The following is a 22,804-nucleotide window of genomic DNA, read 5'->3' as shown; positions in this document are numbered from 1 at the left end:
AATTCCAGGAAAAGTGCGAAGCGGTTTTCCGTTCGGAATTGCGTCGGAAAAAAAAGGATAGAGCGTTTTCGCGATTCGAAGAAAAGCGGAAAGGCTCTATCCTACAAAATCCGGCTGGTTACGATTCGTAGTTGGCGCGGACCAGCTGATCGAGCAGACGCACGCCGAAGCCGGAACCCCAGGACTGGTTGATCTCGTCCTGAACCGAGCCCATCGCCGTGCCGGCGATATCGAGATGCGCCCAGGGCGTGTCGCCGACAAAGCGCTTGAGGAACTGGGCAGCGGTGATCGAACCTGCGTGGCGTCCACCGGTATTCTTCATATCGGCGAACTTGCTGTCGATCATCTTGTCGTAGTCCTTGCCGAGCGGCATGCGCCAAAGGCGCTCGTCGGTCACAAGGCCTGCCGCCGTCAGCTCGCCCGCCAGCTTGTCGTCATTGCAGAACAGGCCGGCTTGCAAATTGCCGAGCGCGACGAGGATCGCGCCGGTCAAGGTCGCCAGATTGATCATGAACTGCGGCTTGAAGCGGTCGTTGGTGTACCAAAGCGCATCGCAGAGAACGAGCCGGCCCTCGGCATCCGTGTTGATGATCTCGATCGTCTGGCCGGACATGGAGGTAACGATATCGCCCGGGCGCTGTGCATTGCCGTCGGGCATGTTTTCCACAAGACCGATGACGCCGATGGCGTTGACCTTGGCTTCGCGCGCGGCAAGCGTATGCATGAGGCCGGTCACGGCCGCAGCCCCTCCCATGTCCCCCTTCATCTCCTCCATGCCGGCAGCCGGCTTGATGGAGATACCGCCGGTGTCGAAGACGACGCCCTTGCCGATGAAGGCGACCGGCTTGTCTTTCGCCTTGCCGCCCTTCCATTGCATGACCACCAGCCGCGGCGGCCGGGCCGACCCTTGCGCGACGCCCAGCAGGGCCGCCATGCCGAGCCGGCGCATCTCACGCTCCGTCAGGATTTCGATCTCGACGCCAAGCTTCTCCAATTCCTTGGCCTTGGCCGCAAACTCGACGGGACCGAGAACATTCGGCGGCTCGTTGACGAGATCACGCGCGAGAATCACGCCGCCGGCTACGGCTTCGGAGGTCGCATAGAGCTTCTTGGCCGCAGCCGCTTCCTGGGTAACGATCGTCACCTTCACCGCCTTGCGGGAGGCCCCCTTCTCGTCCTCATCGCCCTTCTTCGTCTTGTAGGTATCGAAGCTGTAGGCACGCAGAAGCATGCCCAGGGCAAAATCGGCCGCTTCCTTTGGTCCGACTTCGACGCTGGGTGCATCGAGGAAAATCGCGACCTTCTCCGTGTTGCGGATTTTTGCAGCGGCGGTGCCGCCAAGCTTCAGCCAGTCGTGCGCGGTGAGGTCCTTGGCCTTGCCGGCACCGATGACGATGATCCGGTCGACGGGCGAGGCTTCGGGCGCGATGATATCCAGACTACTCAACGCTTTGCTCTTGAAGCCGAATACCGGCGCCGCCTTGGCGAAAACATTCGCCGGATCGGCGCTTTCGGCACCAGCCGGCAGCTCACTGTCCGTTCCTTTCAGGAGAATAGCCAGACCGCCGCTGAGACGAGCTGACTTGGCGAAGGAAATCTCGAATTTCACAGACATTTCTGCTCCGATATTATGCGTCGTAGTGAGAGAACTTTGCACAACCATCATTCAAGGTCTGGCTAAGGAATACAAGCGTTTGGCGTTGCATTCCTTATATATGGCGGTTGGCGGCTTCAAATCCCTGTCATTTAGCGAGGCTAGACTATACGCGATGGTGTTTTAGCCGCCTCGGCGGCGCAATTCTTGTCGGAAAGCCGCCTTGATCATAGATTTCAACAGCCTCAATCGCGAAGATCGCTTTCCAGAGATTCTACGGCCGCGCACGGCAGGTGATGCCTTCATCGCTCTCTTCTGTCTCTGGTGGGCTTTGCTGGGACTGTTTTCACTTTTCCCACAGATCGATCTCGGCGTCGCGACCATGTTCTTCCAACCGCAGCAATGCCTCGGAAGCACCAAGCCCGATCAGATCTGCGGCATTTTCCCTTATAGCGGCGATCAGCACATGCGCCTGCTGAGGGAAATATTCTTTCAGCTACCCTACGTCGTCGCCTTCGTGCTGCTCTGGATGCTTCTCAGATGCTGGCAGGATCACGGCGCAACCTTCAACGCGCTGAGAGCCCGCAATCTCAAGGTTGCGCTCGGCTCCCTGCTCTTGGGGCCGGTGCTGATCGTCAATCTGTGGCTGAAAGCCTTCTCCGGGCGCCCGCGCCCACGACAGACCGATCTCTTCGGCGGCACGCTCGACTTCGTGCATGCCGGATCCTTCGCCGGCAAATGTGTCAGCAACTGTTCCTTCATCTCGGGCGAAGCAGCAGCGGCAGGCTGGCTGTTCTGTCTGATCCTCATCATTCCGCAGCCGTTCCGATCGGCGGCCGCCCTGCCGATCGCGGCAGTTTCGCTGCTGATTCCGGCACTTAGAATAGCCTTTGGCGGACACTATCTTTCCGATGCCGTCCTCGGCTGGCTTTCCTCGCTTGTCATATTCGCCGCGCTGCTCGCTTTATCCCAAACGACACACGACAGAAGAATCTCGGAAAATTAACGAATTTTTTTCGAGTTGGTTGTCGCCAAAAAAACGTAAACAGCGTAGAGGAGGGTGAATCTCTGTCGGCTCGTTCGGCAGCTGTTGCGTTTAAGGGCCGGCATGAAGTTATTCGAGACATATATCGTACGGCGTGTCGGTATGATGTTCCTGGTAGCGCTGCTGCCAGTGCTCGCCATTATTTGGACCACCCAGGTCCTGCAACGCATCAATCTCGTGACCGATAGCGGCCAGTCGATGGGCTCGTTTGCGAAGCTCGCGACGCTCATTCTGCCGACGATCATCCCGATCGTTCTGCCTTTCGCATTGGTCATCGGCATCACGCAGACCTTGACGGCGATGAACAGCGATTCCGAGCTGACCGTCATGGAAGCTGCCGGCGCGAAGCGCAGCATCATCATCCGCCCGATCATGATTCTCGCCATTGCGATTAGCGTCTTCTCCTTTTTCGTCGACAATGTCGTCGAGCCGAGAGCGCGCGTTGCCGCCCGCCAGATGGTGGCCGAAGCTTATGCCGATCTTCTGTCCACCGTGATCGAAGAGAAGAACTTCCGGCGCATCGAGGATGGGCTCTATGTGCAGATCTCGCAGCGCCTTTCGGGACGAATCCTGAAGGGGCTGTTCGTCGTCGATTCCCGCGACCCAGCCTTTGACCTCATCTATTATGCCAAGGAAGGCGCCGTCGATCCGAGCGGTACGTCGCTGCTGATGAAGGATGGCGAGGTGCACCGCAAGACGCCCGATGGTAGCGTCTCGGTCATCAAGTTCGATTCCTACTCCTTCGACTTGTCGGATATGACGCAAAGCCGCGGCCAGGCAAATGCGCGCGCCAGCGACCGCAGCCTCGGCTTCCTGTTCAATCCGGATACGAACGATCCGGACTACAAGCAAAGACCTGGCGATTACCGCGCCGAATTGCATCGCCGCCTCAACGACTGGGCGCTGCCGGCAATCTTTGCGCTGATATCGCTTGTTATCGCCGGTGATGCGCGATCACATCGCGAGGCGCGGCTACATCCGATGGTATCGGCGCTGACCCTATCCTTCGCGTTGCGCTGGGCGGATTTCTACGCTGCCAACCAGATCGACCATTCAGCCAAATTCATCGGCGTTCTCTACGCAATCAATATCATCGCGGCGCTTATCGCGATCATCCTCTTGCTGCGGAACCGGAAGATGACGATGCCCGTCTCGATCCGCAACCGCCTCAGCAACTGGCGGCAAAGAGTTCAGGACCGCATGCCGACCGCACCAGGCAGCTCGAACGGGGGCGGTGCATGATTTTCGGCACGCTCGGGCGCTACTTCTTCACGCGTTACATCGTGACGACGTTCTGGTTCTTCCTCGGCGTCCTCTCGATCGTTTATCTCGTCGATTTCAGCGAGACCGCTGGGCGGCTTGCCGGCCTGCCCGGCTATACCGTCTCCATCGGCTTGCTGATGACGGCGGTCAGACTGCCATTCATCCTGCAGCAGACGGTGCCGTTCATCGCGCTCTTCGTGGGCATGACGGTACTGATCGCCCTCAATCGCCGCCGCGAGCTGGTTATCGCACGCGCTGCCGGCATTTCCGTCTGGCAGTTCATGACGCCCTTTCTGATGGGGGCTTTCTGCGTCGGGCTTCTGACCATGCTTGCCCTCAATCCGGTAGCAGCATGGGGCCAGCGACATGCCGAAGCGATCGAAGCCGATCTGCGCGGCGACCCGTCCTATCGCAATACACTTTCGATTCCGTGGCTGCGCCAGTCCAACGGAAAAGACGACACGATCATTGGTGCAAAGGCCATTCTGAATAACGGAACGACCCTGACGGGCGTCGTGTTTATCCACTTCGATTCACAGGGAAATATCGTCCTGCGACAGGATGCGGACTCGGCAAAGTTGGAAGATGGTTACTGGCTTCTTAACAATGTTGTCGAACGGCGGCCGGGCGAAATTCCGGATCACAAAAATTCGATACAGGTCCGTACGAATCTGAAACAGGATTTCGTCTCGCAACGTTTGGCGCAACCGGAAACCATTGCTTTTTATGATCTTTCTAATCGAATAAAGGTCGCACGCTCCTTCGGCATCTCGACCAACGCACTTGAGACACAGTTTCATTCGCTGCTGTCACAGCCATTCCTTCTCGTGGCAATGACTCTGATTGCGGCAACCGTGTCCCTAAAATTCAGTAGATTCAATCAATCGCGCTCTGTGATTCTGGGTGGAATCCTCTCCGGCTTCGTGCTTTATGTTGTCACCGTGCTTGTAAAGGCATTCGGGAGCAGCGGAGTGGTTCCTCCCTACGTGGCGGCATGGATACCCGTGATCGTCGCATTGGCATTCGGGGCAACGATCCTGCTTCATCAGGAGGACGGCTAAGTGGCGGCAGGCAACCGCAAGAGTATCAGAAAGTATGTGGCTGCCCTCGTTACGGGCACGGCCGCGTGTGCATATATTTTGAGTCCGGTCGTCGCTTACGCCCAGGCCAATAATAATAATGCCAACACCAACAATGGCGGCGCCGGCGCTGCGACCTCCCCTATCAAGGTGAAGGTGCCGGAAGGCTCTAAGCTAGTCCTTTCGTCCAACGAATTGGTCTATAACAAGGATACGCAGATCGTCACGGCGACGGGTGCGGTCCAGATCAACTATGGCGGCTATAGAATGGTCGCCCAGAAGGTTGAATATAATCAGAAATCCGGGCGGATGACGGCTCTCGGCAATGTCGAGCTGATCACCCCGGACGGCAATCGCATGTACGGTGACAAAATGGACGTCACCGACAGCTTCTCCGACGGTTTCGTCAACGCTCTGCGCATCGAAATGCCCGACAACACCCGTATGGTCGCCGAAAAGGGCGAGCGGGTCGGCGGCAATCAGCTGATTCTCACAAAGGGCGTCTATACCGCTTGCATGGCCTGTTCCGAGCAAGGCCGCGCGCCACTGTGGCAGGTCAAGGCACAGCGTGTCGTCCAGAACGGCGTGACACACACGATTCGTCTCGAGCACGCCCGTTTCGAGTTGTTCGGACAGCCGATCGCCTATGTTCCGTGGGTCACGGTTCCCGACAATACGGTCAAGCGCAAGTCCGGCTTCCTGTTTCCGTCGGTGACTGTCTCCCAGCGTCTCGGCGTCGGTGTAACGGTTCCTTATTATTACGTCATCTCGCCGAGCATGGATGCGACGGTCACCGCTACGGGCTACAGCAATCAGGGTCTGCTGCTCCAAGGTGAATTCCGCCAGCGCTTCGAGAACGGTACTCACACCCTGCGTGTTGCCGGCATCAGCCAGATGAATCCGGACGCCTTCACGGCCGGTACGACCGATGCCGAGCACAAAACGCGCGGCATGATCAGCTCCAAGGCAGATTTCAGGATCAATCCTCGCTGGACTTTCGGCTGGGATGTCATGGCGCAGAGCGATAATAACTTCTCGCGCACCTATGGCCTGGATGGTCTCAACCAGAGCACCCATACGAACCAAGCCTATCTGACCGGCATCGGAAAGCGCAATTTCTTCGATATGCGCGCCTTCTACTATAACGTGCAGGACACAGACGATAACGCCACGGCGCAGAAGCAGCAGGCATATGTCTATCCGAGCGTCGATTATCACTATGTCGATCCGAACTCGGTTTACGGAGGCGAGCTGTCGGCAACGATGAATTTCACGCATCTGTCGCGTGATAAGACGTCTGTGCTCGATAATGTCGCAAATCTCGGCGACGCCAGTCTGAATGACCGCTACCTCGGTCTTTCCGGAGATTATACGCGTCTGAGCACCGAGCTGCAGTGGCAGCGTACCTTCACCACGGATCAGGGTCTGGTTTTGACGCCGCTGGCAGCACTTCGCGGCGACGTCTACGGCCTGGACATGAACGGGCCGGCGGCCAACACCTACTCCGGCAATTATGACAACAGCGACTATGCCGCGCGCGGCATGGCGACCCTGGGTCTCGAAGCCAAGTATCCGTTCCTCATTACGACAAGCAATAGCACCCACGTGTTCGAGCCGATCGCACAGATCTATGTGCGCCCGGACGAGCAACTTGCCGGACGGCTGCCGAATGAAGACGCGCAGAGCTTTGTCTTCGATGCGACCAACCTGTTTGATCGTGACAAGTTCTCGGGCTTCGACCGCATTGAAGGCGGCACGCGTGCCAATGTCGGGTGGCGCTACACCGCCAGCTTCGACAGCGGTTACAAACTGCAGCATATTTTCGGACAGTCCTATCAGCTCGCGGGACGCAACTCCTTTGCGACCGACGATCTGGTCGGTGCAGGTTCGGATTCGGGACTTGAAACCACCCGTTCTGACTATGTCACCATGTTCGGCTTGACGACGCCGCAGGGCATTTCGCTGTCGCAGTCCTACCGCTTCGACGAGAAGGATTTCGCCTTCCGTCGCGGGGATACGGCAGTCGGCTTCTCGAACGATGTGTTCCAGACATCCTTGATCTACACGCATATTGCGGCCCAGCCGCAATATGGTTTCACCAGCAATCAGGACGAAATCCAGTCGCGCGCGCAGATCAAGTTCAAGGAATACTGGTCCGTCTTCGGCACGGTCAGCTATGATCTCAACAGCAATGAGATCACTCGCCAGGGCGTCGGTCTTTCCTATGAGGACGAATGCACGATCTTCACCGTGTCATTCCTCGACAAGAAGGATTCGACAGCCAGCTCGGCCACCAATTGGTCGATCGGCGCTCGCCTGACCTTCCGTACGCTTGGCGACGTCAACCTCGGCAGCGTTCAGGACGCAACATTCTGATCTGAATCGAAACTGCAGAGAGCCGGCTTTATCGCCGGCTCTTTTGCATGGATGCGGTTGGCCGCTGCCTACCGCGCAATTCCTTAAATCTGGATCGATTTAAGGAATTGCGCGGCAGATTTAAAATACTACAACGACCTTTGCGCGTCACATATGACGCGCGGCGCTGTCGTGTCATTGTTTCGCCGCAAGGATTTTGCAATTCATCGCGCTTGATGTAGACATGTGGCGCGAAGTTGCCGTATTGCGCCGACAGACGCACCAAAACGGCGCCATGCTGGCAGGAAATACCTTTGGGAAGGGGTAATTGATGTTTTCTGGAAAGACACCGATGCGCGCTCTGTTGTTCGGAGCCGCGGCCTTGGTTATGGCGAGCTTCGCCGTGCCGAGCAGCGATGTTGCTTTCGCAGCAAGCGAAGTGAAAGTCCTCGTCAATAGCCAGGTAATCACATCCGGCGACATAGCCAGGCGCGTCGCCTTCCTCAAATTGCAGCGCCAGAAAGGCGATCTGAACAAGCTTGCCAAAGAGCAGCTTGTTGACGAAACGCTGAAGCGCGCGGAGATCTCCCGCCTGCGCATGTCCGTTTCGACGACGGACGTCGATGCCGCCTTCGGCCGTTTCGCCTCCAGCAACAAGATGACACCGGCACAGCTTAGCCAGATTCTCGAAAAGGCCGGCGTCGGCGTCGATCACTTCAAATCCTATATCGCCGTTTCCATGAGCTGGCCGCGGGTCGTCAATGCACGTTTCGGCGCAAGAAGCCGCATGTCGAACGACGATCTCGTGACGCGCATGACGGAAAACAAGACGAAGCCGGTCACGACGGAATATTTCCTGAAGCAGATCGTCTTCGTCGTTCCGGCTGCGAAGCGGAACGCCATTTTGAATCAGCGCAAGGCGGAAGCCGAAGCATCGCGGTCGAAGTTCCCGGGCTGCGACCAGGCAAAGGTTTTCGCCGCGACCATGCGTGATGTCTCCGTCCAGGACCTTGGCCGCGTCCTTGCACCAGAAGTTCCGGAAATGTGGAAGCCGCTCCTGGAGAAGGCATCCGGCAACACGACCACGCCGATCGTAACCGATCGCGGCGTCGAATATGTCGCCATTTGCTCGCAACGTCAGGTGAATGATGACGTCGCCGCCGCTGCCGTGTTCCGTGCCGAGGATATCGGTAAGGACAAGGCAACGGGTGTGAGCGCCAATGACAAGAAGTATATGGATGAGCTGCGCTCCAAGGCGCAGATCGTCTATCGCTGATTGACGATGCCACCGCGCTCCTCCCTCCCCCTCGCGCTCACGCAGGGGGATCCGGCTGGCATAGGTCCCGACATCACCCTCGCCGCCTGGCTTCACCGCCGCGAGCTGGATCTGCCGCCCTTCCTGTTTCTTGGCGATGCCGCCGTGCTTGAGGCGCGAGCTTCTCAGCTCGGCCTGACCGTACCGCTTGCGACTGCCGATCCGGCGAATGCCTGCAATATCTTTCCCGATGCGCTGCCGATCCTGCCGATCGACGCTGGCATGGATATCATCGCCGGCGAGCCGCATGTGGCGACCGCAAAAGGTACGATTGCCGCCATCGAAACGGCCGTTTCCCTCAGCATGAGCGGCCGGACATCCGCAGTCGTCACCAATCCGATCGCCAAATCGGTGCTCTATGACGCCGGTTTCGGCTTTCCCGGCCATACGGAATTCCTGGCGGATCTTGCAACGCGCGCCACTGGAAAGCCGGTCATGCCGGTCATGTTGCTTGCCGGTCCCAAGCTTCGCGCGATCCCAGTCACCATCCATATTCCGCTGAAGGAGGTGCCTGAAACGTTGACCTCCGATCTGATCGCCGAAACCTGCCGGATTACCGATCACGACCTCCGCGTCCGTTTCGGCATCTGCAAGCCGCGTCTTGCCGTTGCCGGTCTCAATCCGCATGCGGGAGAGAATGGCGCGCTCGGCAAGGAAGACGACGAAATCGTACGGCCTGCGATCGACAGGCTCCGCTCCGAGGGCATCGACGCATTCGGGCCCCTGCCCGCCGACACCATGTTCCATGACGACGCCCGTCGACGTTACGATGTAGCCATCTGCATGTATCACGATCAGGCATTGATCCCGGCCAAAGCGCTCGGCTTCGACGATTCCGTCAATGTCACGCTCGGCTTACCTTTTGTCCGCACGTCTCCGGATCACGGCACGGCTTTCGGCATCGCCGGTAAAGGTATTGCCAAGGAAGACAGCCTTGTCGCTGCGCTGAAGCTGGCCAGCGAAATCAGCAGCACGACCGGAAACAACCCCTGATGGCCGCTCTCGATGGCTTGCCGCCCCTTCGCGATGTAATCCAACGCCACGGCCTCGATGCGCGCAAGGCGCTTGGCCAGAACTTCCTTCTCGACCTCAATCTGACCCAGAAGGTCGCGCGCACAGCCGGATCACTTGAGGGCGTCACCGTTTTCGAGGTCGGGCCTGGGCCGGGCGGACTGACGCGCGCCATCCTGGCGCTCGGTGCGGCCAAGGTCATCGCCGTCGAGCGCGATGCGCGCTGTCTGCCGGCGTTGGCCGAAATTGCCGATCACTATCCGGGCCGACTAGAGGTGATCGAAGGCGATGCGCTGAAGACGGATTTTGCCTCCCTTGCCCCGCAAGGGCCGGTGAAGATCATCGCCAACCTGCCCTATAATGTCGGGACGCAGCTTTTGGTGAACTGGCTTCTGCCGGCGCAATGGCCACCCTTCTGGCAATCCCTGACCCTGATGTTCCAGAAGGAAGTCGGCCAGCGGATCGTGGCGCAGGAAGATGACGATCATTATGGCCGGCTCGGCGTGCTCTGCGGCTGGCGGACAGAGGCCCGCATGGCTTTCGACGTGCCGCCACAGGCCTTCACGCCGCCGCCCAAGGTGACCTCGACCGTGGTGCATCTGACGCCGAGGGAAAACCCTAATCCTTGCGCCGTCGACAAGCTGGAGAAGGTAACCCAGGCCGCCTTCGGCCAGCGCCGCAAGATGCTGCGACAGAGCCTCAAGCCGCTTGGCGGCGAAGCCCTGCTGCTAAAGGCCGATATCGACCCGCAGCGCCGCGCCGAAACGCTTTCGGTAGAAGAATTCTGCCGGCTGGCAAACTGCCTGTAACCAGCTTTATAGCTTCGGCGTCTCTTCCAGCAGACCGCGGACGAAATCGAACATGCCATGCCGACGGTCGCGGCGCAGGCGCTCGGCCTTGACGATCGACTGAACCGCGTCGAAAGCAATGTTCAGATCGTCATTGACGATAACATAGTCGTATTCGCGCCAGTGAGCGATCTCGGCCCTGGAATTGGCGAGACGCATGGCGATGACCTCTTCGGAATCCTCTGCGCGGCGATGCAGCCGCGATTGCAGCTCCGTCATAGTCGGCGGCAGCACGAAGATGGAGACGACATCTGCCGGCATCTTCTCCTGCAACTGCTGGGCGCCCTGCCAGTCGATGTCGAAGAGCATGTCGCGGCCTTCCGACATCGCCGTCTCCACGGGCTCGCGTGGCGTGCCGTAGAAATTGCCGTGCACCTCGGCCCATTCGAGCAAGGAGTCGGAATCGCGCAGACGCTCGAATTCGCGCGGCGAGACAAAATGATAGTGCACGCCTTCGATTTCGCTCGGCCTGCGCTGCCGCGTCGTGACGCTGACCGAGAGGCTCACCTGCTTGTCCTTGTCGAGCAGTGTGCGCGCGATCGTCGACTTGCCGGCTCCCGAGGGCGAGGAGATGGCAAGCATCAACCCCCGGCGGGCGATCGGAATGGATGTGGATGTCGCCGGCTTCATGGCCTACTCCAAATTCTGGACCTGTTCGCGGAACTGGTCGATGACTACCTTCAGCTCGATGCCGGCGGCAGTCACGGCCGCTGCATTCGATTTCGAACAGATGGTATTCGATTCCCGGTTAAATTCCTGTGCAAGAAAATCGAGCTTGCGGCCGACAGGGCCGCCCTTGGAGATCAGATCGCGCGCGGCGGCCACGTGGGCCTTCAGGCGATCGATCTCCTCCCGCAGATCGGCCTTGGTGGCGAGAAGGGCAGCTTCGGCGTGGAGCCGGTCACGATCAAGGCCCGACGAGCCGTCCAGAAGTATCGAAACCTGCGTCGCCAGTCTCGCAGCAATTTCCTGCGGGGAACGGGACGGATCGCGCTCGACCGTTGATGTCAGCGCCTCGATCGTCGCGACATGACCGAGCAGAACCTTGCCGAGTGCATCGCCTTCCTGCCGGCGCATGTCGCGGAGATCGGCGAGTGCCGCCTCGAGGCCGGCCATGATATCTGCGTCGCGCGCGGCGACGGCGTCCTCGTCTTCCTCGGCTTCCTTGAATTCCACCAGGCCGCGCACAGCCATCAGGCTTTCCAGGCGCAGCGGAGCGGGATCCACGATGCCGGCCAGCTGATCGCGTAGCGCCAGGACCGCCGTCAGCGCATCCTGGTTCACGACGACCTCGATACGGCTTTCTTCCACCGAGAGCGACAGGCTGACCTGAAGATTGCCGCGCGAGAGCCGATCCGCGATCGACTTGCGGACATCAGTTTCGAGGCGCTCCAGGCCTGGCGGCAAGCGCAGGCGGATATCCAACCCCTTGCCGTTCACCGAGCGCAGTTCCCATGCCCAGCGGCCACGACCACTCGTTCCCTCACGCCGGGCAAAGCCGGTCATGGACTGCAACGCCATGCAAGCCTCCGATAGTTCCTATCCCCAATCCATCGAAAATCTTCGGATTACGGGCCAATGTAAAGTGAATCCACGCCGGGCACTCTATGCAGACCACGGCGTGGCGAGGATTAGTTGGTCTTCTTCTTCTGCTGCGTGCCCGAACCGGGGGCTACGGCAGCATCGTCGGGCTGACCATCAACGGCAATGGCGCTGGGATCTTCGCCCTTCTCGGCAACCAGCTTGCGCCAGCGCCTGACATTGGCATTGTGCTCGTCCAGCGTTGCGGCGAAGACATGTCCACCGGTGCCATCCGCCACGAAATAGAGGTCCTGCGTCTTCCAGGGGTTGGCGACGGCCTCCAGAGCATCCTTGCCCGGATTTGCGATCGGCGTCGGCGGCAAGCCCTTGATGAGGTAGGTATTATAAGGCGTGTCCTTCTTCAGGTCGGACTGGTAGATGGGGCGATCGGACGGCTTTCCTTCACCACCGAAGAGGCCATAGATGACCGTCGGGTCGGACTGCAGGCGCATACCCTTGCCCAACCGGTTCAGGAAGACGGAAGCGACATGGGCGCGTTCGTCCGCCACACCGGTTTCCTTCTCCACCATGGAAGCCAGCGTAATGAAATCCTGCTTGCTCGCCAGCTGGACGCTGGAATCGCGCTTCTCCCAAATCTGATCGACCAGTTTGGCCTGTGCCGCCGCCATCTGCTGAACGATTTCGGTGCGCTTGGTGCCGCGCGTGAACTTATAGGTGTCCGGTCTCAGACTGCCTTCCGGCGGCAGGGCCGACGGCAGATCGCCCTCCAGCACAACATCGGCCTGCAGCTTGTTGAACATCTGCCGAACCGTCAGGCCCTCAGGCAGAGTAACCGAATAGAGGATCGACTTGCCGGACTTCAGCAGCTCCATGATGTCCTTCATGGAAGCGCCGGCCTTGATCTCGTATTCGCCGGCGCGAAGCGTTTCACCATCACGCAGATAGGTGGCCGTCAACCAGCGGAAGATGCGCTGATCGGTGATGATATTATTGGATTCCAGGCGGTTGGCGATCTCGCTGAGGCCAGCACCATTGCGCACGATGAAATTGGTGTTGGTCGTCAGAGGACCGGGACCCTGATAGATCGAAAACGCGTAATAGGCGCCGCCGATGGCGGCAACGGCGACGAAAACCGCAAGCGTCATCAGAAAGTTCAGGAAGATGACCATCTGGCTACGGGCCTTGCGCGAACGCTTCGGCGGATCCGGAACACGCTCCGGACGCAAGGCTTCATTCGCCGATTTCGGGATAATCGGTCCTTTCTGCCCGTTCGGAGTTCCGTTGCTCTGGTTCGTATCGCTCACCGGCAATCCCTTCCTTTTTGTGATTGCCTGCTCTTTGGCCAAGCAATGCGGCAAAAAGCAGGTTCAGAAGATAAGGCGGAGCTCGAGGCTCCGACTTCGACCGATCAGGCGTTCCCGCACCACATTCCCGAGAAAGACGAAGGCGCAGCAACAATCAAGGATGCGGGCGAGATTGCCGCAAGGCACCCTCCCCCCAACAGTGACGCGTTGTTATTAAGCCTCATAACGGCGCAGGACAAGCGACGCATTCGTGCCACCGAAGCCGAAGGAGTTCGACAGCGCGACGTTGATTTCGCGCTTGCGAGCCTTGTGCGGAACGAGATCGATGGCGGTCTCGCGCTCCGGATTGTCCAGATTGAGCGTCGGCGGGGCGACGTTGTCACGAATGGCGAGGGTCGTAAAGATCGCTTCGATGGCACCGGCAGCGCCAAGAAGATGACCGGTTGCCGACTTGGTGGACGACATGGAAATCTTCGACGCGGCATTGCCGACCAGCCGTTCGACAGCGCCGAGTTCGATCGTATCGGCCATCGTCGATGTGCCATGGGCATTGATGTAGTCGATATCGGCAGGCGTCAGGCCCGCGCGCTTCAGCGCAGATGTCATGCAGCGGAAAGCGCCTTCGCCGTCCTCGGACGGAGCAGTGATATGATGGGCGTCGCCCGAGAGGCCGTAGCCGACGACTTCTGCGTAGATCTTGGCGCCGCGCGCCTTGGCGTGTTCCAGTTCTTCGAGAACGACGATGCCGGCGCCCTCGCCCATGACGAAGCCGTCACGGTCGCGGTCATAGGGGCGCGAGGCCTTTTGCGGCGTATCGTTGAAGTCTGTCGACAGCGCCTTGCAGGCAGCAAAGCCTGCAAGCGAAATGCGGCAGACCGGAGCTTCGGCACCGCCTGCTACCATGACGTCGGCATCGCCGAGCATGATCAGACGAGCGGCATCGCCGATCGCGTGCGCACCGGTCGAACATGCGGTAACGACCGCATGGTTCGGTCCGCGCAGCTTGTGGCGGATCGAGACCTGACCGGAGACGAGATTGATGAGACGACCAGGGATGAAGAAAGGCGAAATACGGCGCGGACCCTTGTCGCGCAGCGTGTAGCCAGCCTCGACTATGCCTTCGAGGCCGCCGATGCCGGAACCGATCATGACGCCCGTCGCGATCTGATCCTCATCCGTGGCCGGATGCCAATTCGCATCGGCCAGCGCCATGTCGGCGGCCGCCATGCCGTAGATGATGAAGGGATCGACCTTGCGCTGCTCCTTCGGCTCCATCCAATCGTCTGCGTTGAACGTGCCGTCGGTGCCGTCGCCGACAGGGATGCGGCAGGCAATCTTTGCCGCGAGATCATCGACCTCAAATTCGGTCACGAGGCGGGCGCCGTTGTGCCCAGCGAGCAAACGCGTCCAGGACACCTCCGTGCCACAGCCCAAAGGTGATACCATGCCGGTACCCGTGATAACGACACGTCTCATCGCCCGCAGACCCCCGTCTTTTTATGATGATATGCGTATAAGCTTGCTTCGTCCGACGTCGCCGGACGAAATAGGGCGGACTCTTCAGCCCGCCCCGTCAAAAAGCGCGAAAGATTAGGCCTGAGCCTTCTCAATGAACTTTACCGCGTCGCCGACCGTCAGGATCGAGTCAGCAGCGTCGTCCGGAATTTCAACGCCGAATTCTTCTTCGAAGGCCATGACCAGTTCGACGGTGTCGAGCGAGTCCGCACCCAGATCGTCGATGAAGCTTGCGCTTTCAACAACCTTGTCGGCGTCAACGCCAAGATGATCAACAACAATTTTCTTTACGCGTTCTGCGATATCGCTCATGTCGGTTTCCTCGACCTTATATCCTGATGAGAATGCCTTGTGACATCCCTACCCTAATTCAAACCTGCAGCATCTGTTCCGACGCCGCTGGCAAACCCGTTCAACCCGGCATTGAGATCCGGTCCAGCGCCTTGAATGTGGCCCAGTCCGCCTGAATTTTCCGGACGACTGTTCACAGTCATGGCCCGCTTAACACGGTTTAAGTCCGTCGCAAAGCCAGAAAATAGCCGGCTCCGGGTTGCTCAACATGCTATTGGCGGGAAAGTTCCCCCCAACAGCAATTCCTTTAGATCATTGCCATGCCACCGTTGACATGGATCGTCTGCCCCGTGACATAGCTCGCCTCCGAGGAAGCGAGATAAGCAACGGCAGAAGCGACTTCCTGACCCGTGCCCATACGCTTCATGGGGATCGCCCCCATGATGGCTTCTTTCTGCTTGTCGTTCAGCTTGCCCGTCATCGCGCTTTCGATGAAGCCGGGGGCAACGCAGTTGACCGTGACGTTTCGCGTTGCGATTTCCTGCGCCAGCGACTTGGTGAAGCCGATCATGCCCGCCTTGGAGGCGCAGTAGTTGGCCTGGCCCGGATTACCCGTCACGCCGACGACGGAGGTGATGTTGATGATGCGGCCGTAGCGGCGGCGCATCATCGGATGGGTCAACTCCCGCGTCAGGCGGAAGACGGCGGTCAGATTGACTTCCAGCACGGCGTCCCAGTCCTCGTCGCTCATGCGCACGAAGAGGCCGTCCTTGGTGATGCCGGCATTGTTGACCAGGATATCGACGCCGCCGAGCTCCTCTTCCGCCTTGGCGCCGAGCGCCTTGACTTCGTCGCGGTCCGACAGGTTGGCCGGGAAGATCTTGACGCGATCGCCGAGCTCGGAGGCCAGCGCCTCCAGCTTTTCGACGCGCGTGCCGTGCAGGCCGACGATGGCACCCTGCTTGTGCAGGAGCCGGGCAATTTCTTCACCGATGCCGCCGGATGCGCCGGTTACCAGGGCCTTGCGGCCGGTCAAATCAAGCATATGTGTCCCTCGTTCCTTGAATATATCAGCCGAGCAATGCGGCAAGCGCCGTATCTATATCTGCAGCATTGTTGACGGCGATGCCGTTGACCGACTTGTCGATGCGGCGGGCAAGACCCGTCAGCACCTTGCCGGCGCCAATTTCATACAATGTTGTCACATTGTTGGCGGCAAACCATTCCACCGTCTCACGCCAGCGCACCTGGCCGGTAACCTGCTCGACCAGCAACCGCGCAATCTCATCAGCATCGGTAACCGGAACCGCCTTCACATTAGCGATAACAGGCACGACCGGGTTGGCCTTGGCGACGCCGGCGAGCGCCTCGCGCATGGCGTCGGCAGCCGGAGCCATCAACGCAGAATGGAACGGTGCGGAGACGGGCAAGAGGATGGCGCGCTTAGCGCCCTTGGCGGTCGCAAGTTCCGCTGCCTTTTCGACCGGGGCTTTCTCCCCGGAGATAACGATCTGGCCGCCACCATTGTCATTGGCGATCTGGCAGGCGCCGAGTGCAGAAGCCTCCTCGCAAACGGCGACGACATCGGCATGTTCAAGGCCGATGATTGCGGCCATGGCACCGACGCCGACGGGGACTGCCGCCTGCATGGCATTGCCGCGGATGCGCAGCAGGCGCGCCGTATCGGCAAGCGAGAAGGTGCCGGCGGCACAGAGCGCGGAGTATTCGCCGAGCGAGTGACCGGCAACATAAGAGACCTTGCTCTTCAGATCGAGGCCGCGAGCCTGCAGCACGCGGATGACGGCGAGCGAGACGGCCATCAGCGCAGGCTGCGCATTGGCCGTCAGCGTCAGCTTGTCTTCCGGGCCGTTGAAGATGACGTCGGAAAGCTTTTCACCGAGCGCTTCATCGACTTCCTCGAAGACGGCGCGCGCCTCGGCGAAATTGTCGGCAAGATCCTTGCCCATGCCGACGGCTTGGCTGCCCTGGCCGGGAAATGTGAAAGCAACAGTCATTATAAAGCGTCCTTTTGGGGGTCGTTTTGCTTCCCAATGACATTGTTTGCAGCGGAGTCAATAGTGCAAGCCCCGCAGCCACAGGCTTTTGCAGCCGCGAAGCGCAATGATTTTTTTCTTGCGCTCGCTCAGATCGGGCCTAAATTTGCGCGACCTCATTCATTTTGACCTTCTCCCATCCCCAAGGTTTTCCCATGAAATATAAGAGATTAGGCCGTACCGATATTTCCGTTTCGCAGATTTGCCTAGGCACGATGACCTGGGGCACGCAGAACAGCGAGGCCGAAGCGCACGAACAGATGGACTATGCTGTCCAGAAGGGCATTAATTTCTTCGATACCGCCGAAATGTATCCGACGACGCCTGTGGGGCCGGAGACTCAGGGCCGCACCGAGGAATATATCGGCACCTGGTTCGAGAAGACCGGCAAGCGTAAGGATGTCGTGCTCGCCACCAAAGTCGCCGGTCCGGGTCGCGAATATTTGCGCGGCGGGCAAGGTCCGGACGCCGCCAATATCAATGCGGCTGTCGACGCCAGCCTGAAGCGGCTGAAGACCGATTATATCGACCTCTATCAGGTTCACTGGCCGAACCGCGGCCATTTCCATTTCCGCCAGAACTGGCGCTATAACCCCTTCAACCAGGATCGCGAGAAAGTCATCGCCGAGATCACCGAGATCCTGGAGACGATGGGCGAGCTGGTGAAGGCCGGCAAGATCCGCGCCGTCGGCCTCTCCAACGAGACGACCTGGGGTATCCAGAAATATCTGACGATTGCCGAGCAGAAGGGTCTGCCGCGCGTCGCCACCACGCAGAACGAATACAACCTCCTCTACCGCCATTTCGACCTCGATCTGGCTGAACTGTCGCATCACGAAGATGTCGGCCTGCTCGCCTATTCGCCGCTCGCTGGCGGCATTCTCACCGGCAAATATGTCGGCGGTGCCCGTCCGGCCGGCTCGCGCGGCTCGATCAATCTCGACATCGGCGGCCGCCTGCAACCGCTGCAGGAGCCGCCGGTCAAGGCCTATCTCGAGATCGCCGCCAAATACGGTATTGACCCGTCGAAACTGGCGCTGGCCTACTGCCTCACCAAGCCCTTCATGACGTCCGTCATCATCGGCGCGACGACGATGGCGCAGCTTGAGACCGACGTGGCCGCCGCTTATGTGACGCTACCCGAGGAGGCACTGGCCGAGATCGAGCAGGTGCACCGGAAATATCCGATGCCTATGTGAGAAGCCTGTCGATAGGATTCAAAAGGATAAACGGGCAAGTTTGCCCGTTTATTCGGCCGTTACAGCGGAAGCACTGCAGCAGATTTCGCGAACGTAGTCGTTGCCATGAGTGATGATGGCATTGAGAGGGATTTTTTTACTCCCTATCAGGTGTCGATATACCAGCGGAGCGATATTTTTGTCGTAGACGTCCTTAATGGTAAGGGCATACCGCCCCTGCGCGGTCAAATGCACCACCATGGGAGGGTTTGCCCCCTTGGCCAACTGTATGGCTGTCTGCAACGAGGGATCGACGAATATTTGGATATATTGTTTGCCAAAGCGATTTTCTTCGAACTCGCGCACCCACACCGACGTTTGAAGCATATAGCCGGACTTTTTGCCGATCGACACACGATACCAGTCGCCGATGCTCTTCTTGATCGTCAACTCGCTCCCATTCGGGAAAGTCGCAATCGTCTTGGCGCTCATGTTCCGGCTGGTCTTGAGCAGGGCCGCTCCTGCGTCGTCTTGAACAATGCCGTTTCTCGGGATTGGAACTTGCAGAAGCGGCGACTCCTCGTTCAGTGGCTGAGTTGCCTTACGCGCTTCAGCACTCGCTGCCGGAGCATTGTTAGACGACGACTTTGCTGCGAACTCCTGAATCTCCTGGTATGACACGGTCGTCACTCGAAACTGTGTCATTTCGCTCGATGACAGATAACGAATATCGTTGCTGTCATATTTGAGCGTGAGCTGCAGCAAGCCCGGGTCAATGCCCATTTCGTTCATATAGGCAATCACGTCCGCAGTCTGCCGTTGGACGGCTGCTACGGCAGTCTCGACATCCATTCCTTTTGTATCGCTGACCGAAGACTTGTGAACGCCGATCGAGCCCGGTTCGGCAAACCGGCCCACTCCGCCAAGAAAGGACAAGGAACAAGCCGAGGAGCATTCGGCGCTTCTTACAGCGAGAGTGCTGGGCCCCAGAGATCTTATCAGCCGGCCAAGTTCCAATGCCTTGGATACATTGCCGCCGCCGCTGTCGAAGCCGACGTAGATAGCGTGGCTGGAAACAGCCTTATCGCGGAATAAGCTCAAATCATCGTCGGCTTCGAAACTGCCAATTACCGTAATGTAGGTAATTCCATCATCCGCAGTTCGAACGTCGTAGCTCAGCCGCGCCGCGGCATTTTGCGCAAGAAGCGCGAAACCCAGAGCAAAACCCAGCAAAGCAAAGCTTTTCTTCACAGCCCACCCCCAAATTGCAGCCAAGCCATGAATTCCATAGCTCCAGGCGCTTCACAAGCCATGATTGCAGCCCACATTCGAAAGATTCGGCCTTACCGATGAAATGAAAGCAGGCTCATATGGCAGCGGGAAAAAGCCATGCTTACGGCAAGCGGCCTATTGCTTTGTCTTCGGCGCAATCGCCAATTCGGAACCATAAGCCGCCTTCAATTCCTCCTGCCCCCTCACACGGTCCACGGACTTATGAAGCAGGATCGAGCGATAGCCTTCCGAACTCCGCCCCTCGATCAAGGTGACATCGGCGTTTCCTGGATTGTCCGAGCGCTCGAACCAATCGACGGGGTGATGCAGGAAATTCATCTCGAAGGCCCGGTTGGTCACGCCATGGCCGACGATGATGACATTGTTCTTTCCGTTTTCGGCGTCGTGCATGAGGGTCTGCAGAAACAGACGGATACGCTGGGCGACATCGGCGCGGCTCTCGCCGTCCGGCGGCCGTGCGTAGAACTTGCCGTTATTGTTGCGCAGCCTTGCCCATTTTTCGAACTCGTCGGGAAATTTTCGCTTCTGTTCGGCATGATCGTAGATTTCGGTGAAGAGGCCGAAGTCCTGCTCACGCAGGAGATAATCCTCTCTGATATCCCCGATGAGTTCGGCGGGCAGAACTTCAAGTAGGGCATCCTTGCTCTGCCGCGTCCTCAGGAAGGGCGAATACCAGACGCTCAGCTTGCGCAGTTCGGCTGATGGCAATCCCTTGAGATAGGCTGATATCGCCTGCCCTGCTTCCAGCACCTGCCGATACCCCCATTCCGTCAGGGGCACATTATGGTCGCCGAATTGCCGATAGGCGCGGTCGTCGATATTGCCAAGGGATTCGCCGTGCCGAACGAGAAAGATGCGCATGAACCGTCCCTGTTGCTGCAATTCGCATTCCATCATATGGGAGAGCGCGGCGGGTGCAACGCTGCGGCGGATGGGAGCTCGCGATTTGGCCCAAGCATCGACGCGCTCATGGGCAAAACAGCATAATTTCGCCCCTACCCTTGCCTTTCGAAGAAAAATCCGTATAAGCCGCCCTGTTCGCAACCCGGTCTTCTGGCTGGTGGCTGAACGGAGGGCCGGTTTCCGATAAGGGAATCGTTCGGAACGGAAGCGTTCCAGCCTCCCGTGTCTCCGCTCTCGACCGTCTCGGAAACGCTTTTCTTGCTTGGGTTTACCCTCTCAGGAGCAGTCGTTGAGGCTTAGCCGCCGAATATCGGGTCAGACCAACGCAAGAAAGGCAAAGCTATCCATGGCTCTTTACGAACATGTATTCCTTGCCCGGCAGGATATTTCCGCTCAGCAGGTCGACGCCCTCGTAGAACAGTACAAGGGTGTCATCGAAGCTCACGGCGGTAAAGTCGGGCGTATCGAGAACTGGGGCCTCAAGTCCCTCACCTACCGCATCAAGAAGAACCGCAAGGCTCATTACGCCCTGATGGACATCGATGCTCCGGCCGCTGCGATCCAGGAAATGGAACGCCAGATGCGCATCAGCGAAGACGTCCTGCGTTACATGACGATCGCTGTCGAGCAACACGAAGACGGCCCGTCCGCCATGATGCAGAAGCGCGACCGTGACGACCGTCCGCGCCGCGATGGCGACCGTCCGGAGCGCAGCTTCGGCGATCGTGGTCCGCGCCCGGATCGTGGTGACCGCGAAGACCGTCCGCGCCGTCCGCGCGAAGACCGCGTATAAGGAGATTTGAGAGATGTCTGAAGTTTCTTCCGCACCGGTCCGCCGTCCGTTCCATCGCCGCCGCAAGACCTGCCCGTTCTCGGGCGCCAATGCGCCGCGCATCGACTACAAGGACGTTCGCCTCCTGCAGCGCTACATTTCCGAGCGTGGCAAGATCGTTCCGTCCCGCATCACGGCCGTTTCTCAGAAGAAGCAGCGCGAACTCGCCCAGGCGATCAAGCGCGCCCGTTTCCTCGGCCTGCTGCCCTACGTCGTCGCTTAATAGCGCCTGACGCAGAATGAATTAGAGGGAAGGCAGCGATGCCTTCCCTTCTCCCTTTCGCGATGGGCGCGGATCGGAACCTTGAAACCCCATGTTGGGGATAAGCTTTCAGGCCCGTGTGGCGAAGGCATCCTCTAACTGCTCGATACGAAGCAGGACAGCGACGTGAAAAAGTTGAACGCAAAAGAGCTTGGCATCGGCGCGCTCGCCGGTCTGACCGCCGCCCTACTCGTGTATGGCGCGACGGTGCAGCCATTGCTGTTCATCCTGTTCGGCGCACTTTCCGCTCTCCCGATCCTGATCGTCGGCCTCGGCTGGGGCAATATGGCCGTCATCGTTGCCGTCGTGGTCGCCGGCATCGTCGGAACCGTTACGCAGTCGGTCTATTTCGGGCTCTTCGTCGTTCTCCTGACGCTGATTCCCGCTTGGCTCAGCCATCTCGCCAATCTGGCGCGTCCCGCCTCCGAACTCGGAGGCCCGGATAATCTGATGGCCTGGTATCCGCTCTCCGACATCATGCTGCACCTGTGCGGTCTCGCCGCCATCGTCATCATCGTCGCCGGAGCGGTCATGGGCTACGGTGCCGATCTGGTGGGCCAGGTCGTCGACGCCTACATGGCCGCGGTAAACCAGCAGTCTCCCGATCTTCAGCTCAATCCGGCTGCGATCGCGAAGATGAAGTCGCTGATGCTCTACATGATCCCGATCGCCTGGGGCATGATCTGGGTCATGATGCTGTTGGCCGCCTATTACGTGGCGACACGCATCGTTGCGGCTTCGAGCCATAATCTGCGCCCGCGCGACGATATCCCCTCGTCGTTGCGCATGAACCGCAATGCGATCTTCGTCTTTCTCGTGGCGATCGTCGCTATCTTCTTTGGCGGAGTTCTGGCTCTCATCGCCGCCGCCGTGCTCGGCGCCTTCGGTGCTGGCTTCATCGTTTCCGGCTTTGCTTCGCTGCATTACCGGACGCGGGGCAAGGACTGGCGTCTGCCGGTTCTGATCCTCTGCTACCTGGTATGCTTCTTTGTGACGCTGCCGCTCTTTATCGTTCTCGTTCTCGGTCTTTACGATACCCGCAAGGCGATATCGCTGACCCCGAACAAGAATGCCGACACATCCAAACAAGACACGAAAATCTGACATCGAAAGGAACAAC

At 59.0% G+C, this 22,804-nt stretch carries 21 protein-coding genes; 11 read left to right on the top strand and 10 right to left on the bottom strand.

Translation table 11 applies throughout. The features are described from left to right. Window positions 1-118: 118 nt before the first annotated feature. Complete coding sequence (locus AC13RC_RS03535; RefSeq protein WP_488556504.1) at window positions 119-1,615, bottom strand: leucyl aminopeptidase; 1,497 nt, start codon at window positions 1,613-1,615, stop codon at window positions 119-121. Between the two features lie 202 nt (window positions 1,616-1,817). Between AC13RC_RS03535 and AC13RC_RS03530 the strand changes: the two genes are divergently transcribed. From AC13RC_RS03530 to rsmA, 7 genes are all read left to right on the top strand, one after another. Beyond that, on the top strand, window positions 1,818-2,600 hold the full coding sequence (locus AC13RC_RS03530; RefSeq protein WP_488556503.1) for a phosphatase PAP2 family protein: 783 nt from the start codon (window positions 1,818-1,820) through the stop codon (window positions 2,598-2,600). Window positions 2,601-2,702: 102 nt separating this feature from the next. Further along, window positions 2,703-3,881 carry an LPS export ABC transporter permease LptF gene (lptF, locus tag AC13RC_RS03525; RefSeq protein WP_113329079.1) on the top strand — a complete coding sequence of 393 codons (1,179 nt, stop codon included), beginning with the start codon at window positions 2,703-2,705 and terminating at the stop codon, window positions 3,879-3,881. Then, window positions 3,878-4,963, top strand: a complete 1,086-nt coding sequence (lptG, locus tag AC13RC_RS03520; protein ID WP_113329080.1) for an LPS export ABC transporter permease LptG — start codon at window positions 3,878-3,880, stop codon at window positions 4,961-4,963. Before lptF ends, lptG begins: the two co-directional genes overlap by 4 nt. Next, window positions 4,964-7,357, top strand: a complete 2,394-nt coding sequence (locus tag AC13RC_RS03515) for an LPS-assembly protein LptD (RefSeq protein WP_113329081.1) — start codon at window positions 4,964-4,966, stop codon at window positions 7,355-7,357. Window positions 7,358-7,667: 310 nt separating this feature from the next. Next, window positions 7,668-8,612 (top strand): SurA N-terminal domain-containing protein, encoded by a 945-nt coding sequence (locus tag AC13RC_RS03510; protein ID WP_069616195.1) that lies wholly within the window; start codon window positions 7,668-7,670, stop codon window positions 8,610-8,612. 6 nt (window positions 8,613-8,618) lie between these two features. Beyond that, window positions 8,619-9,644: a 4-hydroxythreonine-4-phosphate dehydrogenase PdxA gene (gene pdxA, locus AC13RC_RS03505; RefSeq protein ID WP_488556502.1), complete on the top strand. Its 1,026-nt coding sequence runs from the start codon at window positions 8,619-8,621 to the stop codon at window positions 9,642-9,644. Continuing rightward, window positions 9,644-10,471, top strand: coding sequence for a 16S rRNA (adenine(1518)-N(6)/adenine(1519)-N(6))-dimethyltransferase RsmA (rsmA, locus tag AC13RC_RS03500; protein WP_488556501.1), 828 nt, complete (start codon window positions 9,644-9,646; stop codon window positions 10,469-10,471). The genes pdxA and rsmA overlap by 1 nt, the downstream gene beginning before the upstream one ends. A 6-nt stretch (window positions 10,472-10,477) precedes the next feature. Here rsmA and gmk read toward each other — a convergent pair whose 3' ends face one another. The 7 genes from gmk to fabD form a co-directional block, all read right to left on the bottom strand. Next, a complete protein-coding gene (gmk, locus tag AC13RC_RS03495) occupies window positions 10,478-11,140 on the bottom strand; it encodes a guanylate kinase (protein WP_488556500.1) in 663 nt (220 codons plus the stop codon). Between the two features lie 3 nt (window positions 11,141-11,143). Beyond that, the gene (locus tag AC13RC_RS03490; protein WP_488556499.1) at window positions 11,144-12,031 is read right to left on the bottom strand and encodes a YicC/YloC family endoribonuclease; all 888 of its coding nucleotides are present in this window, start codon (window positions 12,029-12,031) and stop codon (window positions 11,144-11,146) included. Between the two features lie 110 nt (window positions 12,032-12,141). Then, on the bottom strand, window positions 12,142-13,356 hold the full coding sequence (mltG, locus tag AC13RC_RS03485; protein WP_113351698.1) for an endolytic transglycosylase MltG: 1,215 nt from the start codon (window positions 13,354-13,356) through the stop codon (window positions 12,142-12,144). Between the two features lie 213 nt (window positions 13,357-13,569). Beyond that, window positions 13,570-14,832, bottom strand: coding sequence for a beta-ketoacyl-ACP synthase II (gene fabF / locus AC13RC_RS03480; RefSeq protein ID WP_488556498.1), 1,263 nt, complete (start codon window positions 14,830-14,832; stop codon window positions 13,570-13,572). A gap of 114 nt (window positions 14,833-14,946) precedes the next feature. Next, window positions 14,947-15,183 (bottom strand): acyl carrier protein, encoded by a 237-nt coding sequence (locus AC13RC_RS03475; protein WP_004122114.1) that lies wholly within the window; start codon window positions 15,181-15,183, stop codon window positions 14,947-14,949. Between the two features lie 286 nt (window positions 15,184-15,469). Next, a complete protein-coding gene (gene fabG, locus AC13RC_RS03470) occupies window positions 15,470-16,207 on the bottom strand; it encodes a 3-oxoacyl-[acyl-carrier-protein] reductase (protein ID WP_092710547.1) in 738 nt (245 codons plus the stop codon). 25 nt (window positions 16,208-16,232) lie between these two features. After that, window positions 16,233-17,177, bottom strand: coding sequence for an ACP S-malonyltransferase (gene fabD / locus AC13RC_RS03465; RefSeq protein WP_488556497.1), 945 nt, complete (start codon window positions 17,175-17,177; stop codon window positions 16,233-16,235). 194 nt (window positions 17,178-17,371) lie between these two features. Between fabD and AC13RC_RS03460 the strand changes: the two genes are divergently transcribed. Continuing rightward, window positions 17,372-18,415: an aldo/keto reductase gene (locus AC13RC_RS03460; RefSeq protein WP_488556496.1), complete on the top strand. Its 1,044-nt coding sequence runs from the start codon at window positions 17,372-17,374 to the stop codon at window positions 18,413-18,415. Between the two features lie 48 nt (window positions 18,416-18,463). Here AC13RC_RS03460 and AC13RC_RS03455 read toward each other — a convergent pair whose 3' ends face one another. Next, the gene (locus AC13RC_RS03455; RefSeq protein ID WP_488556495.1) at window positions 18,464-19,645 is read right to left on the bottom strand and encodes a hypothetical protein; all 1,182 of its coding nucleotides are present in this window, start codon (window positions 19,643-19,645) and stop codon (window positions 18,464-18,466) included. Window positions 19,646-19,801: 156 nt separating this feature from the next. Further along, window positions 19,802-20,548: a histidine phosphatase family protein gene (locus AC13RC_RS03450; RefSeq protein WP_488556494.1), complete on the bottom strand. Its 747-nt coding sequence runs from the start codon at window positions 20,546-20,548 to the stop codon at window positions 19,802-19,804. Between the two features lie 388 nt (window positions 20,549-20,936). On the opposite strand from AC13RC_RS03450, the gene rpsF reads away from it, so the two are divergent. From rpsF to AC13RC_RS03435, 3 genes are all read left to right on the top strand, one after another. Beyond that, window positions 20,937-21,383 (top strand): 30S ribosomal protein S6, encoded by a 447-nt coding sequence (gene rpsF / locus AC13RC_RS03445; protein ID WP_069616186.1) that lies wholly within the window; start codon window positions 20,937-20,939, stop codon window positions 21,381-21,383. A 13-nt stretch (window positions 21,384-21,396) separates the two neighbouring features. Then, a complete protein-coding gene (rpsR, locus tag AC13RC_RS03440) occupies window positions 21,397-21,645 on the top strand; it encodes a 30S ribosomal protein S18 (protein WP_004122103.1) in 249 nt (82 codons plus the stop codon). Between the two features lie 165 nt (window positions 21,646-21,810). Beyond that, complete coding sequence (locus AC13RC_RS03435; protein WP_113351693.1) at window positions 21,811-22,788, top strand: DUF2232 domain-containing protein; 978 nt, start codon at window positions 21,811-21,813, stop codon at window positions 22,786-22,788. Window positions 22,789-22,804 lie beyond the last annotated feature (16 nt).

Source organism: Martinezella sp. CNPSo 3890, assembly GCF_057784455.1.
Note: the sequence above shows the minus strand (reverse complement) of the source record. Positions and strands in the feature narration are given on the sequence as shown.